This is a genomic window from Nitrospira sp. KM1 (assembly GCF_011405515.1).
Classification (GTDB): domain Bacteria; phylum Nitrospirota; class Nitrospiria; order Nitrospirales; family Nitrospiraceae; genus Nitrospira_C.
The window spans coordinates 744183-760901 of sequence record NZ_AP022671.1 but is presented as its reverse complement, the minus strand read 5'-3'; the positions used below and the strand labels follow the sequence as shown (position 1 = coordinate 760901).

At 56.0% G+C, this 16719-nt stretch carries 12 protein-coding genes; 6 read left to right on the top strand and 6 right to left on the bottom strand.

Annotated elements, in window-relative coordinates; all coding sequences use genetic code 11:
* Positions 1–31: 31 nt before the first annotated feature.
* The 6 genes from W02_RS03505 to W02_RS03480 all read right to left on the bottom strand — a co-directional run bounded on the left by W02_RS03505 (position 32) and on the right by W02_RS03480 (position 12626).
* The gene (locus tag W02_RS03505; protein WP_173044849.1) at positions 32–3493 is read right to left on the bottom strand and encodes a DNA polymerase III subunit alpha; all 3462 of its coding nucleotides are present in this window, start codon (positions 3491–3493) and stop codon (positions 32–34) included.
* A 56-nt stretch (positions 3494–3549) separates the two neighbouring features.
* Positions 3550–5058, bottom strand: a complete 1509-nt coding sequence (locus W02_RS03500; RefSeq protein WP_173044847.1) for a putative Ig domain-containing protein — start codon at positions 5056–5058, stop codon at positions 3550–3552.
* A 257-nt stretch (positions 5059–5315) separates the two neighbouring features.
* On the bottom strand, positions 5316–7364 hold the full coding sequence (locus W02_RS03495) for a putative Ig domain-containing protein (protein WP_173044845.1): 2049 nt from the start codon (positions 7362–7364) through the stop codon (positions 5316–5318).
* Between the two features lie 319 nt (positions 7365–7683).
* Complete coding sequence (locus W02_RS03490) at positions 7684–10185, bottom strand: cadherin-like beta sandwich domain-containing protein (RefSeq protein ID WP_173044843.1); 2502 nt, start codon at positions 10183–10185, stop codon at positions 7684–7686.
* A gap of 234 nt (positions 10186–10419) precedes the next feature.
* On the bottom strand, positions 10420–11751 hold the full coding sequence (locus W02_RS03485) for a hypothetical protein (RefSeq protein WP_173044841.1): 1332 nt from the start codon (positions 11749–11751) through the stop codon (positions 10420–10422).
* Entirely contained in the window at positions 11748–12626 is an 879-nt protein-coding gene (locus W02_RS03480) for an OmpA family protein (RefSeq protein WP_173044839.1), read from the bottom strand. The genes W02_RS03485 and W02_RS03480 overlap by 4 nt, the downstream gene beginning before the upstream one ends.
* A gap of 191 nt (positions 12627–12817) precedes the next feature.
* On the opposite strand from W02_RS03480, the gene hisH reads away from it, so the two are divergent.
* Genes hisH through W02_RS03450 form a run of 6 tightly spaced genes read left to right on the top strand, consistent with a single transcriptional unit; the run spans position 12818 to position 16717 of the window.
* Positions 12818–13426: an imidazole glycerol phosphate synthase subunit HisH gene (hisH, locus tag W02_RS03475; RefSeq protein WP_173044838.1), complete on the top strand. Its 609-nt coding sequence runs from the start codon at positions 12818–12820 to the stop codon at positions 13424–13426.
* Positions 13427–13433: 7 nt separating this feature from the next.
* Complete coding sequence (locus W02_RS03470) at positions 13434–14174, top strand: hypothetical protein (protein WP_173044836.1); 741 nt, start codon at positions 13434–13436, stop codon at positions 14172–14174.
* A 2-nt stretch (positions 14175–14176) separates the two neighbouring features.
* Positions 14177–14905, top strand: coding sequence for a 1-(5-phosphoribosyl)-5-[(5-phosphoribosylamino)methylideneamino]imidazole-4-carboxamide isomerase (hisA, locus tag W02_RS03465; protein WP_173044834.1), 729 nt, complete (start codon positions 14177–14179; stop codon positions 14903–14905).
* Positions 14899–15681, top strand: a complete 783-nt coding sequence (gene hisF / locus W02_RS03460) for an imidazole glycerol phosphate synthase subunit HisF (RefSeq protein ID WP_173044832.1) — start codon at positions 14899–14901, stop codon at positions 15679–15681. The genes hisA and hisF overlap by 7 nt, the downstream gene beginning before the upstream one ends.
* On the top strand, positions 15629–16363 hold the full coding sequence (hisIE, locus tag W02_RS03455; RefSeq protein WP_232068640.1) for a bifunctional phosphoribosyl-AMP cyclohydrolase/phosphoribosyl-ATP diphosphatase HisIE: 735 nt from the start codon (positions 15629–15631) through the stop codon (positions 16361–16363). The genes hisF and hisIE overlap by 53 nt, the downstream gene beginning before the upstream one ends.
* Before the next feature lie 9 nt (positions 16364–16372).
* Complete coding sequence (locus W02_RS03450; protein WP_173044830.1) at positions 16373–16717, top strand: histidine triad nucleotide-binding protein; 345 nt, start codon at positions 16373–16375, stop codon at positions 16715–16717.
* Positions 16718–16719: the final 2 nt, after the last annotated feature.

Sequence of the window (16719 nt, the reverse complement as noted above, 5' to 3'; positions counted from 1 at the left end):
TGGTCAGCATCCACTGCTCATCCAGCCGGAGCTACGATACCAAAGATAGGGCCCCCTTGCCTAGTACTTCTTCAACATCGGCGACGAAGTGCTCGCTGGCCGTAACTGATAGGTTCGGCAGGGGAGCCGTGTCTGCCTCGAGCGCTGTTTCGGTCCGGAACGTAAGAGACACGGCCGTAGCGCCGGGATGCCGCTTGAAGATGTCGAGAAGTCGCGGCAGCTGTCCCGCGACTTCCGGAGCATCCGAGAGACGAATATGCACGCGTTTGATCGACTGAGTTTGAACTTCAGCCAAAGGCTCGATCTTACTGCCCCGTAATTTCGTGCCTTTGTCTCCACGATCGATCGTCCCTGTGATCCGGACGAGCCGTTCGGGCGTGATGAGGTCTCCGGAGGTTTTGAACAGGTCGGGGAAAATGATGACCTCAACTGTTCCCTGAAGATCTTCCAAGCTGACATAGGCCATCCGGTCGCCTTTCTTCGTCAGCATGGATTTGACGGTGGCGATGATGCCGCAAAGTTTGACCTCTTTCCCGTCCGATAATTCGGTCAGGCCGGCGGTTGTCGCGCTGGCAAGTGCATGGATTGTCGCCTCGTACCGCGCGAGTGGGTGGGCGGTGATATAAAAGCCGGTCAGCTCGCGTTCATATTTGAGGCGTTGTGGTTGATCCCATTCAGGGATAGGCGGCAGTTGAGGAGTTGCGGCATGAGACCCTTCGCCCTGAGCATGCAGCACTTCTCCGAAAATGCTGGTCTGTCCCAGTTCACGCTCTCGTTGAGCTGCCGCGCCGTCTTCGATGGCTTGGTCCAGGCAGGCCATGAGTTGAGAGCGTTTGGCGCCGGTCGAATCGAAGGCCCCCGCTTTGATGAGTCCCTCGAGCATACGTTTGTTCACCTTGTGCAGATCGACACGACGGCAGAAATCGAAGAACGAGACGAACGCAGCGCCTCCCGTGCGGATCTCGAGGACGGATTCCACCGCCCCCTCTCCCACATTCTTGATCGCGGCGAGTCCGAACCGAATGGCTCCGTCGGCCACCGCGAAATCTTTCTGGCTCACATTGACGTCAGGTCCCAAAACCTTGATGCCGAGGTCGCGGCATTCCGTGAAATATCCCACGATCTTATCCTGGTTGCCCATGTCGCTCGTCATCAGGGCCGCCATGAATTCCGTGGGGTAGTGTGCCTTTAAATATCCCGTCTGGTAACACACGACGGCATAGGCCGCGGCATGCGATTTGTTGAAGCCGTATCCCGCGAATTTTTGGATGAGCTCATACAGCTTCTCGGCTTTCTTCTCGGGTGTCTTGTTCTTCTTGGCGCCCTCCAGAAACTTGATACGAAGCTTCTCCATCTCCTCGGGTTTTTTCTTCCCCATCGCTCGGCGGAGAATGTCGGCTTGCCCGAGGGAAAACCCGGCGACCGTATTGGCGATCGCCATGACCTGTTCCTGATACACGATGACCCCGTAGGTGTCCTTGAGGATCGGCTCCAGTTCTGGCGTTTCATAGGTGATCGGCACCTTGCCCTGTTTTCGTTTGATAAAGTCCGGAATCAGGTCCATCGGCCCCGGACGGTAGAGCGCGATGATGGCGATGATGTCTTCGAAGCGATCTGGTTTGAATCCGGTCAGAAGATCGCGCATGCCGGAGCTTTCAAGCTGAAACACGCCGGTGGTCTTGCCGGACGCCAGGAGGGCGAATGTTTTCGGGTCGTCGAATGGAAGTTGATCGACTGCGAGCGGCGGCTGGTTGGGGCGGACCTGGTTGATCAGCATTTCGGCCCGCCGGATCATCGTCAGGGTCTTGAGGCCGAGGAAGTCGAATTTGACGAGGCCGATTTTTTCTACGTCCCCCATCGAGTACTGCGTCACGATTTCGTCGTTGGCCCCTTTGTACAGCGGGACGTGGTCCGTGAGCGGACCTTCGGAGATGACGACGCCTGCGGCGTGAGTCGACGCGTGGCGAGCCAGACCTTCCAGCGACTGGGCGATCGTCATCAGTTCCCTGACTTTGATATCGGTCTCGACCAGTTCCCGTAGTCTGGGCTCCGTATCCAAGGCCTGCTGCAGCGTGATGTTCAATTGGGTGGGGACCAGCTTGGCGACTTTGTCCGCTTCGGCGTACGGCATCTCGAGCACACGGCCGACGTCCCGAATAGCGGCTTTTGCACCCAGCGTTCCAAAGGTAATGATCTGCGCGACATGGTCGGACCCGTATTTGTCCACGACGTAATTGATGACTTCGCCGCGGCGGTCCATGCAGAAGTCCATGTCGATATCGGGCAGCGAGATTCGCTCCGGGTTCAAGAACCGTTCGAAGAGGAGCGTGTAGACGAGCGGGTCCAGATCGGTGATGCGAAGGGCGTAGGCCACGAGGCTGCCGGCGGCCGAGCCGCGGCCCGGCCCCACGGGAATCCCTTGCGACCGCGCAAAGCGAATGATGTCCCACACGATCAGAAAATATCCCGCAAATCCCATCGAGCAGATCACCATCAGTTCTTCCCGAAGTCGCAACTCGTATGTAGCGGACGGGGCGGTACCGGGCCGCTCTTTGAGCCTCGATCGCAACCCCTCCGTTGCGAGGTGTTCCAGATACGATTCGCGCGTGTACCCTTCCGGCACTTTATATTGCGGGAGGTACGTTTTGTTCAGCGCCAATTCGAGATCGCAATGATCGGCGATCCGGCAGGTATTCGCGACGGCGTCCGGGAATTCGGCAAAGGCGGGAGCGATTTCTTCGGTTGATTTGACGTACAGTTCGTCGGTGTCGAACTTCATGCGATTGGGATCGCTGATGGTCTTGCCGGTCTGCAGGCAGAGCATCAAATCGTGCGGTCTGGAATCTTCTTTCTTCAGATAATGACAGTCGTTGGTCCCGGCGAGCGGGATCCCGAGCTTCTTATGGATCTCGATCAACCCAGCATTGGCAATGCGCTGATGCTCCAGCCCGTTCGCCTGCACCTCGAGGTAAAAATGATCTTTGCCGAATATTTCTTGAAATTCGCCTGCCACCGCCATGGCTCCGGCCATGTCCTTTTGACCGATGAGATAGGGAATCTCCCCGCTGAGACAGCCGGACAGTGCGATCAGCCCTTCATGATGATCTTTTAGAATTTCCTTATCCATCCGAGGTTTGTAATAAAATCCTTCAAGATATGCTTTGCTTACGAGCTTGATGAGGTTTTGATATCCGGTCAGATTTCGCGCGAGCAGAATCAGATGGTAGTAATCGTTATGTGCGAGTTTGCTGCCGTCTTTATTCAGACGGCTGCCGGGTGCCATATAGGCTTCACATCCGATAATCGGCTTGATCCCCGCGTCCTTCGCCTTGCGGTAAAACTCGATGGCGCCGAACATGTTGCCGTGATCGGTCATGGCGACCGCCGGTTGCCCGAACGACTTGATCTGTTGAACCAGCGGTTCAATCTGGTTCGCGCCATCGAGAAGACTGAACTGTGTATGGAGATGGAGGTGCACAAAGGAAGAAGTCATCGGCGGATTCTAGGAGGCAAGGATATGGAAGTCAAACGTCGCGAGCGGGAGGAAAATTAGGGATTGACCGTGAGGGTGAGAGTCTTGTTTGCGGTCTGGTTCGTCGGCGTCGAGGAGTCTCGGACAGTAAAAGTCAGGCTGCGCGAGCCGAGCCCCGCGAGTGCCGGCGTGCCGCTGATGACGCCGGTGGATGAGTTCAGATTGAGCCCTGGAGGAAGTGCGGGAGAGACTGACCAGTTGAACGGTTGTACGCCTCCGGATCGCTGCAGCGTGGTGCTGTAAGAGCGTCCCACTCTGGCGTTGGGCAAGGAATTTGTCGTGATCGTCAAGGCGGCGGTGATCGAAATCGACAGCGGCTGAGTATCCGAACGAGACAATGCATCGGTCACTCTCACCGTGAAATTGGAGGTGCCGGTATTGGTCGGTGTCCCGGAGATCCTTCCGTTCGAATTCAATGACAAATTCGCGGGAAGCGAACCGCTTGCGCGGCTCCAGACGAGCGTGCCTGTTCCTCCGGTCGCCTGCAAGGTTTGATCGTACGAAACGCCCACGGTGCCCCCTGGCAGTAAGGTCGTAATGATGACGGGAGGATTGGGCGCCGCGCTCACGATGATCGATAAAGATTTTGTTGCGGTTTGAGACAACGAATCCGTGACTCTCACGGCGAAGTTCGAGTTGCCCGCGTTCGTTGGGGTTCCCGCGATCGTGCCCGCACCATTGAGCGATAGATTTGCAGGGAGCGAACCGCTCGCCAGACTCCACGTGAGGGTACCGTTTCCACCCGCCGCCTGGAGGGTCTGACTGTAAGCCTGGCCGACAGTGGCTCCTGGAAGAGGAGAGGTCGTGGTAATGGTGGGCGGTGAAGGTGGAATGATCGTCAATGAATAGGGTTGTGCATCAGTCTGGCCTGCTCCGTCGGCCACGCGCAGCGTGAAATTCGATGTGCCTGCCGCCGTCGGTATTCCTGAAATCGTGCCGGTTGCCGAATCCAGATTCAGATTCTGAGGAAGCGATCCGGAGGGTACGCTCCAAGTCAGTGCCCCTGTCCCGCCTTCCGCCTGTACCGTTACGGTGTAGCTTCTTCCCACATTGCCGTCAGGAAGAGGCGATGACGTCGTGATTGAAAGCGGCGGAGGACCATCACTGATGGTAATCGAAAACGATTTCTGGACCGACTGAGGCGGTGAGGATGAGTCTTGCAGTGCAAAGGTATGAACCGTCGTGCCTTGCGAAGTCGGGGTGCCGGTGATCGCGCCGGTAGAGCTGTCGAAGGAGAGACCGTCGGGCAATGCGGGAGAGACCGACCACGAATACGGACTGACGCCTCCGGATCCGCCCATCGCGGTCGCATAGGGGCGATCAAGCGTGGCTACCGGCAACGAGCCGGATGTAATTGTAAGCGGCGCCGGACCGGTCGGCGCCGGCGGCGAGTTTGAGACGTCGTTACAGCCGGTCAGACCAAGCGCATAGACGAAGCATAAAGCCGATACACAACTGAATTCATAAGCTCGAGCTAGGACAGAACTCTTTCGCCCTAAATGATTCCGAGAAACCGTGGTGTTCATGGTTCAGTGCGTATGACAACCCAGATCGACCTTGAAACTTACTGTAAGATCGAGCCGAACATCCGAGAGTCCGATTAAGCGGTGACTCCCAGTGACAGGCAAAGGCATGATACGGGAGAAGCTTCCCTGCGGTCAGCCCTACGAAGGGGGGAGTGGGTCTAATGTTACACGATTGCGACGGTGAAACTATCCAGAGGTCCGTGCGGACCTCTGGAAGAAAATGGTTTGTTCAAATAGAGGAAGTATTAAGTCTTGACTTAAGGCGCTATGGTCAAGCTGAACGGCGGCTGCGAGGGCGAGCTCACATTGGCAGAATCAGTGGCTGTAATAGTGACTGAATACGGCGAAGCCGTTGATGTTCCGACACCGGGAATACCGGTGATCAGTCCGGCTGTGGGTCCAGATGGACTTATGGAGAGACCTGACGGAAGACCTGTCGCGCTCCAAGTGTACGGCGGTGTCCCCCCACTAGCCGACATGTTGAATGCGTAAGGGAGCAGCTCTTTGCCGGGCGGCAGGGAAGTGGGGGTGATGACCACCGCGGACACTGTAATCGTCAAAGCTTTCGTGACGGCGATGTTGTTGCCGTCCTGAACCCGGAAGGTAACAGGATATTGACCAACAGCCGATGGCGTTCCGCCGATGATACCGCTCTGACTGACCGAAATGCCCGGAGGCAGACCCGTAGCCGACCACGTATAAGTTGAAGGGCCGGCTCCCCCTGATGCCGACAAAGTGACAGGACCATAGGATTGACTCACCGTACCGCCAGGAAGAGACGCGGTGTCGATGGTCAGAGCCGCGTTTACGGTGAGCGTTAACGCCTTCGATCCCGTTTGGTTGGTCGGAACCGTCGAGTCCTGGACCGTGAATGTCACGTTCTGCGTGCCATTGCTGGTCGGAGTTCCGCTGATCGTTCCAGTAGAAGCGTTGAAGCTTAATCCAAATGGCAGGCCCACTGGTTGGAACGAAAGGGGAGCTGCACCGCCCGTTGCCGTTAGCGTTGTTGGCGTGTAGGGAAAATTCACCGTGCCAGTTGGAAGCGACGAAGTCGTAATATTTGGCGGCGCCGGCGGATTGATCTTGATCGTGAAGGTCTGAGTGGCGGGAGTAGTAAATACTGCATCCGTAACTTGAACTGTGAAGGTAAATGTCCCTGTCGGAGTGGGGCTGCCGGAGATCACTCCGGTTGACGGATTAATGGAGAGATTAGGGATGTTGCCACCCTGGAAACTCCAGTTGCGAGCGCCCGACCCGCCGCTTGCCTGGACTGTTTGGTTATAAGACTGGCCTAGCTGTCCATCCGGCAGCGTAGCCGTCGTGATCGTAAGCGGTGCCGGCAGACTGATAGAAATCGCGAGAGGCTTGGTGGCAGTCTGTTGCGGAGATCCTCCATCCCGGACCCTGAAAACCGGTGTGACCGAACTGGGCGCGGTCGGAGTGCCGCTCAGAATTCCTCCCTGACTTAATTGAAGGCCGGGAGGAAGTGAGCCGGAAGCTAGGTCCCACACGAGCGTAGGGGTGCCGCCGGCGGCCGACAAGGTAATTGGGCCATAGGATTGGTTTACTGTTCCGTCCTGTAAAGGTGAGCCGGTTGAAATCGACAGTGGCAGTGGCGCGGCGGTGACGGTCAACGTCAACTGGGTCGAACCAGTTTGAGGCGTGGGAGAAAAGGAATCGGTTACCCTGAACGTATGGGTGGTGTTCGTGATGCCGGCTGGGGTCCCGGTGATCGTGGCCGTGGCTCCTGCAGAAGTGAAAGTCAAACCAGGCGGAAGCGCGGGAGTGACCGACCAGTTCGTATAAGGCTGAGTGCCGCCTGATGCAGTGAGTGTTGCGGAATAATTCCTGTTTTGGACTCCGTTAGGAAGTGAGGGGTTGTTGATCGATGGCTGAGGAACTTGTGAAACAGTGACGGTCAAGACTTTTTCTACTGCAGCCGGCGGTTTCGCCGAGTCGACTAATCTGAACGTCGGCGAAAATGCCCCGGTCTGTGTCGGGGTCCCGCTTATCACGCCTGAAGAGTTCAATGCGAGTCCCGGAGGTAGTCCCGGCGAACTCGCACCTTCGCTCCAAGTATAGGGAGGGGTTCCTCCCGCCCCTGCCAATTGCAGGTTGGGATATGCGACTCCAATAAAACCCGTCGGCAGAGCGTTTGAGGACACTGTGAGTGCACCCGGTCCTTCCGGTGGAGGAGGGGCGTTTGAGACATCATTGCAGCCATAAAAACCAATACTGGTGGCTATGAAGAGGATTATGCCGATCAATTGAACGGCCGGGCTGCGGGAGGACGGCAGTGTGATCATGACGTGACTGTGCATTCCAGAGGGAGCTTGCGCAACAGAAAACTTGGTGGAAGATCGAAAAATTGTTTACAGGTACGGTTATGGTTAAAGCCGAGCTTCATCTCAGAAATGGAGATCTACCACTACGGAGATCCTTACTCTCGTTGATTACGGGTCAATATGGCAGGAGAAGGATCCGTTTTGCAATAAGGGTATCAGTGACCTGTGGTGTGAAATTGAAAGTGCTTGCCGCTGTAGGTGTTCCCGAAATAACTCCGGATAATGTTCCGATTGGATCTATACCAGTGGGAATATTTCTGGAAGCGAGACTCCAGAGAATCTATGGTCCTACTGTGATCGTAACAGTGTAAGTTTTCTTTGTTACTCCGTCTTGTGCTGTTACGACTATATTGATTGGAGGATTTAATAATGGAATTAAAAGAATATTTGGTGATGCCACTCCGGACGTCGCTGACGAACCATTGATCGTCAAGGTCGCGTTGGAGTCTGCCAGCGTTGCCGTGATTGTAGTGCTCAGTGTGAGAAGGGGAGCAGCAACAGTGTAATTCAGCGTCGCCGCGTTGAATGATGGCTGAAGTTGTCCCGCTGAGGCGGTCAAGCTTGATAGGTCGGCGCTGGTTCCGGGCATCGCCCGATTTACAGTGATGGTGTAAGGATTTGAAATTCCATTGGGGGCGGTCACGATGATCGTGATAGTAGTGTTTGATCCGGCCGGCTGTAGTGAAATGGAGCGTGCCTGACCAGAGCTGGTTCCTTGTCCGTTGATCGTCATGCTCGCATTGGTATCCTGCAGGGTAGCGGTCACCGTGATGTTGCCGACGTTACTGGCGACGTCCACTGAATAGCTTGTCGTGTTTGTATTAAATGCCGGGTTCAAGGTGCCCGGTGAGACGGTCAAGTTCTGGAGATTGTTGTTTCCTCCAAGTGCCGCTCGATTCACCGTCACAAAGTATGTCTTCTGACTTCCATTCGGCGCCGTAACCACAATCGAGATCGTGGTGCTCGATCCGGGTCCATTAAGCGTAATGATCCGCGCCTGCCCCGAACTTGTTCCTTGTCCGTTCACCATCATGCTTGCACTGGTATCCTGGAGAGTAGGCGTCACCGTAACGCTGTTGACGCCGCTGGCCACGTCCACTGAATAGCTTGTCGTATTTGTGTTAAATGCCGGGTCCAAAGTCCCTGGTGAGACAGTCAGACTTTGGAGATTGTTGTTCCCTCCCAGTGCCGCGCGATTGACTGTCACAAAGTATGTTTTCTGACTTCCGTTCGGGGCCGTGACCACAATCGAGATCGGGGTGCTCGATCCCGCGCCACCGAGAGTGACTGAGCGATTAGTCGTGCTTTGGCCGTTAATGCTTACCGTTGCACCATTGTCCTGTGCTTGCGCTGTGACCGTGACGCTGGTGACGCCGCTGGCCACATCCACCTCGTAGTTCGTCGTATTTGCGTTGAATGCCGGGGCCAGGGTGCCCGGTGAGACGGTCAAATTCTGGAGATTGTTGTTTCCTCCGAGGGCCGCTCGATTCACCGTCACCAGATATGTTTTCTGACTTCCGTTCGGGGCTGTGACCACAATTGAGATCGGGGTGCTCGATCCCGCGCCACCGAGAGTGACTGAGCGACTAGTCGTGCCCTGACCGTTAATGTTTACGGTGGCGTCGGCGTCCTGTGCTTGCGCCGTGACCGTGACGCTGGTGACGCCGCTGGCAACGTTCACTGAATAGTTAGTCGTGTTTGCATTAAATGCCGGGGCCAGGGTGCCCGATGTCACAGTCAAACTCTGGAGATTGTTATTTCCCCCGAGGGCCGCTCGATTCACCGTAAGAATGTACGTTTTCTGAGCTCCACTCGGCGCTGTCACGACAATAAAGATTGTCGTGCTCGATCCTGCTACTCCAAGCGAGACGGTACTTGCCTCGCCTGAATTTGTTGCCTGTCCGTTTACCGTCACGGTGGCATTGGTATCCACCAGGGTAGGAATCACGGAAACATTGGTCACGTTGCTGGCAACCTCGTCCGAATAATTCAATGTATTAGGGGCGAATGCAGGGGTTAACGTTCCTGGCGAAATCGTCAAGCCTTGGAGGTTGTTACTTCCCCCCGACTTGTTCACGGTTACAGAATATGTTTTGACGGTCCCGTTCTGCGCAGTCACTGCAATCTCGACCTGCGTACTCGATCCGGGCGTTCCAAGGGGAATGATCCGCGCCTGGCCAGGGTTTGTCGGCTGCCCATTTATGGTCATGGTCGCATGAGTATCTTGCAAGGTGGCCGTCACAGTGACATTCGCAGCAGTGGTGGCGACATCGTCTGAATAACTGAGGGTGTTTTCGTCAAAGGCTGGGCTCAAAGTTCCCGGCGAGATAGTTAAACTCTGAAGGCTGTTATTTCCGGTGAGCGCCGCCCGATTCACGGTTACAACGTAGGTGTTCTGAGTCCCGTTCGGAGCTGTTACCACGATGGGAATCGGTGTGCCGGAGCCCGGTTCTCCGAGAGGTACTGATTGATTTGCCTGACTCGTTGTCGCTTTGCTTTGGTTGATGCTTGCCGATGCCCCACTATGCTGTGTTAGCGCCGTGACCGTAACGCTGGTTATGTCACTGGTCACATCGACCGTGTAATTGTTGGTAGTGAGTGCAAATGTTGGTACGAGGGTCCCAGGTGTGACAGTTAGCTGAGAAAGTTGGGAGTCAGCGGATGGAGGAACTGTCGGAGCGGGCGCATTGGATACATCATTGCATCCATATAAACCAAATGTGACTGTACCTAATAGAGAAAGGATTCTCAGGGTCTTAGAGACGAACAGTTGTATAGGCATCCAGTTCTTTCGTGTTAGAGGACGATAGGACTAGGGGACAGTATGAGGCTTACATTTTTTGAGCGGCATGACCATGAGTGCGGGGATTTTACGGCAAGGATTAGGAGGGGTCTACCCCTACGAATGTAAGGGAAGGTACGGTACGGCTTTGAAAGGAAATAGGTCACTATTCATGACCGACAGCCTACCCAGGGTTCGTAATCATCTCCGCAAGATCCAGAGGCATCAAGATGCCTAAATCTGCTCTCCATACTTGACTCGATGCTGCTTTTTTGCCTCTGCGATCCAATTATCCCGTCTGATTCGATCGGCTGGAGTTTCGAGATGCCGTGCTACCTTTGTAATGTCCGAAGTGGTCCATTTGGCAATTTGGATGAACGTACAGGTCCCCAATTCGTTAAGAGCTTGTTCGAGCATGGAATCGATTCCCCGGATTTTTTTGAGATCGTCCTTTTGAGCCGCGGATTCTAATGCGACATGGGAATCGGCGATCTGCAAATTGAGCTGATCCTTCTTCATGGATTTTTGGGCGGGAATCACACCGTCACGCGCCGCTCGGCCTTTCAGCGCGGTCCTCATGGGTTTTTCACGTCCTCTGACCTGTCGCTCGGCTCCCGCTTGCTGGACTTTTCCTTCGTGTTGGGACGCCAGCCCATCGTAGAGCGACTGTAGCTCATTTAATTGCCGCTGCAGCGCCGCCAATTGATCGCTCTGCTTCCGAATCGATGTGTCACGGTCGGTTAACGAATTTTGAAGGTCCTGGATCGCTCCGCGCTGAGTTTCGATGATTCCTTCGTCCGTCGCATGCTGCTTGACCGCCCGAGTGTACCTGGATTCCCAACTCGCATTCGCGGCTGTGAGATCCTGAACCTGCTGCACCAGGGGTTCCAGTTCGCTCACGCGGCGAGCGAGATCCGCCCGCTGCCGCTCACTCTCATTCATGCCGGCGCGGTATTGAACTTCTTTTTCGCTGAGCTGAACTTCAAGCCAATGCACCCGCCCTTGGGCGGGTTCCATTTCCGACATTTGGGATTTGAGCCGTTCAAGTTTTGCGATGGCTATCCCGGCCTCTTCGAGTTTCGCGTGCAACTCGATGACTTCAGCTTCTTTGAGACTCAATTCCCGCCGCGCTGATGACCTCGCTGCATTGGCGAGCCGCGCTTCCTGCTCAAATGCCGCCATGATATCGGGCCGTTCACCGTCGCTTTGTTGGGAGGCGGACCGCTCGGCTTCCAATTCGGCGACACGTTGACTCGCTTGTGCGAGGTCCGATTGGACCTTCAATACGCGTTCGGCAGATGATGTGAGGTCGTGCTGTTGCGAGGCCGCGAGTGCTTGGGCTTCTTCAAGATCGCTCTCGAGCGCTTCGATGGAGGTCTCATTGGCCTTCAGTTCGAGCTGCGCGTCATGCAGCGCGTGTTCTTTGTCTCGCAACGCCGCCGTGACGTCATAGATGTGCTGGCTGAGCTGATCGATCGACAGCTGCCGAAGAAGCCATCCCATGATCAGGCCGATGCCCGCGGCCACGAGGAGGCATGTCAGGATCTGGCCCACGAGCGCGATCATAGGTCACCGTTTCCGGTTACATGCAATTCGATTCGCCGATTGCGTTGTAACGCGGCCTGGGTCTGCTCTTTCGAGCGCGGCTTGGACGCGCCGTAACCCACTGCCGTGAATTTGTTGCCGAGCCCATGCTTGACAAAATATTGGCGGACGGCTTCGGCGCGACGGTGGCTGAGGTCCACGTTGTACGCCGGTGCACCAAAGGGATCGGTGTGCCCGCCGATTTCAATCGAGGCCTGAGGATAATCCCTGATCAAGGGGACTATTTGATCCAGGGCGGCGATGCCTTTGGCGCTCAAGACCGCCTTATTGGACTCGAATTCGATTCGTGCTTTCGCGAGTACGGCATCAAGTTTTGGCTGCAACGAGCCTCGCCGCAACGAGGGTGTCGTGTGTCCTCCGGATGACAGAATGTGGTCTTCCAGTTCGAGCCCGGCAGCAGTCATGGGTGTGATGGAACTGAGTAAGGCGATCTTGGACTGCTCCGTCGCCACGCGGCCGCTCAGGACGAGTGACCGCCCGTCGATGATGATTGATCCTCTGGCGGTGTTCATCATGCCCAACACCGGGAGAATCCCCGGCAGCGCCTCGAGCCAAGGAGCAGACGCCACTTGTGGATCGACAACCAACTGATCGTCGATTTTGATTTTGCCGGCGTCGTAACGAGCGCGGGCTTCTTTCAAAATACGTTCACGCGTCGACGCATCGGGCATCGATCCTCTTAGCGTCAGCGTCCCCTGCTCCAAACGTGCGTGAAAGCTGGCAGGGATTGGATTGGCGATGGTCGGCGCGGGAACGGGGAGATGCCGCGGCACGCACACTAGCGCCAGGAGCGTCAGGGCCGATAGACCTCCGACGAGAATGGCAGCGCGCTTCATGTCATGAACCTCATCAATTACATTAAGCGGCAACCTAACATATTCCCCCTGGGCAAGTCAGCCCACAGTTAACCCACAGGAGTGGCGGGCGTCGGGACGGTTAAGGTATGTTACGGGACACCGGTCTGGATTAGGGATGACCGTTTCTCTCACGAGGTTGGGGCTTTATTGATGAGGCCGTCGACTCGACCATGATAGCGATCATCGATTATGGCATGGGAAATCTCCGCAGCGTCTCCAAGGCGTTCGAGACGGCGGGCCATGCGGCCGTTGTCACCCGAAACCGTGGGGTCATTGCGAGTGCCAGCCACATCGTATTACCGGGGGTGGGGGCGTTCGGAGATTGCATGGAGAACCTGGATCGTCACCAATTAATAGAGCCCATTCACGCCGCCATTCGATCGGGAAAGCCATTTTTGGGAATCTGTTTGGGGTTGCAACTCCTATTTGAGGAGAGTGAGGAGTTCGGGCGACACAAGGGCCTCGGGATTCTTCCCGGCTCCGTCAAACGTTTCGCTGCGGATCCCGGCCTCAAGATTCCTCACATGGGTTGGAACCAAGTCGATGTACGACGACCCTGCCCGGTATTCGCCGGAATCGCCGATCACTCGGCATGGTATTTTGTTCACTCGTATTTCGTCGCTCCTACCGATCGATCGATCGTGGCCAGCACCACAACGTACGGGACGGATTTCGCCTCCAGCATCTGGCGGGAGAACGTGGTTGCCTGCCAATTCCATCCCGAGAAAAGCCAGTCGATCGGTCTCCGATTGATCAGAAACTTCGGAGATTGGAAATGACGTCGTGATGTCGCCGGCGTTGCTCAGGCGCGACGTGCTGTTGACGACGGTGTTGGCCGCCGGAATGGCAGCCGGTTGCAGCGGTTCGAAAATCACGACTCACTCATCGAGCGAATTGAACCGGTATCAAATCAAGACGGTCGCGCTGCTGCCGTTTACGGCCATCGCGACACCGCAGATTCCAGATCCCGGAGATCTCTATCTGTCCACTCCGCAGGGGGCGCGACGCTCGGATATTTCCCTCGGGGTCCCTTCGTCGCGAGAGCCGTCTATGCGACACACAGTGACGGTTCCGGACCATGCGGCTGAAAAAGTCACGCACTTGTTCTGGAACCGCCTCAAAAACCGCAAGGGAGTGGTCGTGCTTTCCCCTTCGAATGCGGAACAGGCGGGGCGTAAAGCGGCCAATGACGAGAATCCGGCCGGCCGTGAATTTGCCGCTGCGGAGGCGGCCAAACAGCTCAAGGCGGATGCCGCGTTCATCGGTCAGGTCTTGATCTATCAGGAACGCGTCGGCGGTCGACTCGGGGCGAACCCACCTGCGACTGTGGGGTTTGAGGTCAAGACGGTGGCCGCGGACGGACAAGTGCTCTGGGTCGGCAACTACTACGAGAAACAGATGCCCATGACCCAGGACTTCATGGGATTTGTCCAACACGGGGGCGTATTCGTCACGGCGGAGGAGTTGGCCCGCTACGGCGTTGATGAAATTTTGAAGTCATTCCCGTTCGGAATCACGGAGGATTGACGGTGCGCATCATTCCTGCAGTCGATTTGAAAGACGGCCGTTGCGTACGGCTCAGACAAGGCGACATGGCCGCGGAGACGGTCTATTCCGATGACATTCCGGCGGTCGCTCGAAAGTGGAAGGAGCAGGGAGCTTCGGTCATCCATCTTGTGGATTTGAACGGCGCCGTCGACGGTGAACCGCGCAATCTTCCTGAGATCGAGTCTGTGATCCGTTCCGTTGACATTCAAGTCCAAGTCGGCGGAGGAATTCGAAATATGCCGACGGTCGAACGCTATCTGAACGCCGGGGTCTCTCGTGTGGTACTCGGCACCTCCGCGCTGACCGACCGTGCATTTCTGGCTCAAGCCTGCAAAGAATTTCCGCGGCGTATTCTGCTTGGCCTGGATGCTCGGGACGGCAGAGTGGCGGTCAAGGGATGGACATCGGTGTCGGAGACCAAAGCCATTGATCTGCTCCAAGAGCTGTCGGGTCATGATATCGGGGCGGTGATTTATACCGACATCGCACGGGATGGAATGTTGAATGGGCCAAACCTGATCGCCTTGCGAGATATCGTGGAACATTCCTCGTTCCCGGTTATCGCCTCCGGTGGGGTCACGCGAATCGAAGATCTCCGTGCCATCCGTTCACTGGGTCCGCGTATTGAAGGCGCCATTATTGGAAAAGCACTCTACGACGGAAAATTGGACTACGCCGAGGCGGCGCGCCTGTTTCAGGAACTATGTTGACGAAACGAATCATCCCATGTCTCGACGTGAAGGACGGGCGCGTGGTGAAAGGAGTCAGTTTCATCAATCTCCGTGATGCGGGTGATCCCGTCGAAGTGGCCGCCATCTACGACGGTGAAGGGGCGGACGAGCTTTGCTTCCTCGACATTACTGCGTCTCACGAAGACCGGAATACCATCATCGATGTTGTCGAACGCACGGCCGCCAGAGTGTTCATGCCCGTGACAGTCGGGGGAGGCGTTCGCTCGTTGGATGATATTCGCGCCTTGTTGAACGCCGGGGCAGACAAGGTCAGCATCAATACGGCTGCTGTGCAGCGTCCCGACTTTGTCAAAGAGGCCGCTCGGCGTTTCGGTACGCAGTGCATCACAGTCGCCATCGATGCCAAAAAGGTCGGCGACGGTCATTGGGAAGTGTTTACTCACGGAGGAAGAAAGGCCACGGGTCTCGAGGTGCTGGGATGGGCTCGGCAAATGGAGAGTTACGGCGCTGGGGAGGTCCTACTGACGAGCATGGATCAAGACGGTAGGCAATCGGGCTATGATCTGGAACTGACGGCCGCGGTTTCGAACCGTGTGGCCATACCTGTGATTGCCTCCGGCGGCGTGGGGACTCTGGAACATCTGTATGATGGATTTGTGAAAGGGAATGCGGATGCCGTGCTCGCCGCATCCATTTTTCATTTTCGGACCTTTACGATTCGAGAGGTCAAGAATTTCCTGCATGAACGAGGGGTCGCAGTCAGGCTGGAATCTGAATTGGAAAAGACAGCGTGAAGAGATGCAGCAGGACGCGATAGGCAACACGATACAGTTCGACGAGAAGGGATTGCTTCCCGCCGTCATCCAAGACTGGTTGGACGGGACCGTGCTCATGTTGGGATATATGAACGAAGAGGCGATCCAGAAGACGCTGTCTTCAAAGTCCGTCCATTTTTGGAGCCGATCGCGGAAGCGACTATGGGAAAAGGGGGAAACCTCCGGACACAAGCTCTCCGTGAAGCAGGTCTTCATCGACTGCGATCGGGACACCGTGTTGGTGAAGGCTCAACAGATGGGACCGACGTGTCACACCGGAGCACGGGCGTGTTTTTTTACGAAAATGGAAGCGCCGAATGCCGCGGCTCTGCAGCAGTCGGATGAGGCGTTCGGAGGGATACTCGAAGGGGTGTTGAGGATCATCAGTTCGCGTCGGACACATCCTCAGCCGGGGTCGTATACGACGAAGTTATTCGAAGGAGGTCACGACAAGATTCTGAAGAAGGTGGCTGAAGAGGCAGGCGAAGTTCTCATCGCGGCTAAAGGCGGCAAGCGCGAAGAAATCATATACGAGGTGGCCGATCTCTTTTTTCATACCCTCATGGTATTGGGGTATCATGATATTGCGCTCAAGGACATCTACGATGAATTGGGACGTCGATTCGGGTCATCCGGATTGAGACCGGAGAAACAGCCGTAGGAGCAACGCATGAGCGATTGTCTATTCTGCAGGATTGTCGGGAAGGAGATTCAAGCGAAAATCGTCTATGAGGATGACCATACGTTGGCATTCGACGACATCAATCCGCAGGCTCCGGTGCACGTGTTGGTGATTCCGAAACGTCACTTGAGTTCGGTCCAAGAAATGAGTGCCCATGATCAATCGTTGCTTGCGCACGTCTTTCTTGCCAGTACGAAGGTCGCAACCCAGAAAGGCCTCGACGCAGCCGGGTACCGCCTGGTGACAAATACGGGTCGAGATGGAGGGCAAACGGTATTCCACATGCACGTCCATATCCTTGGAGGCCGGCATATGTCATGGCCTCCTGGATAATT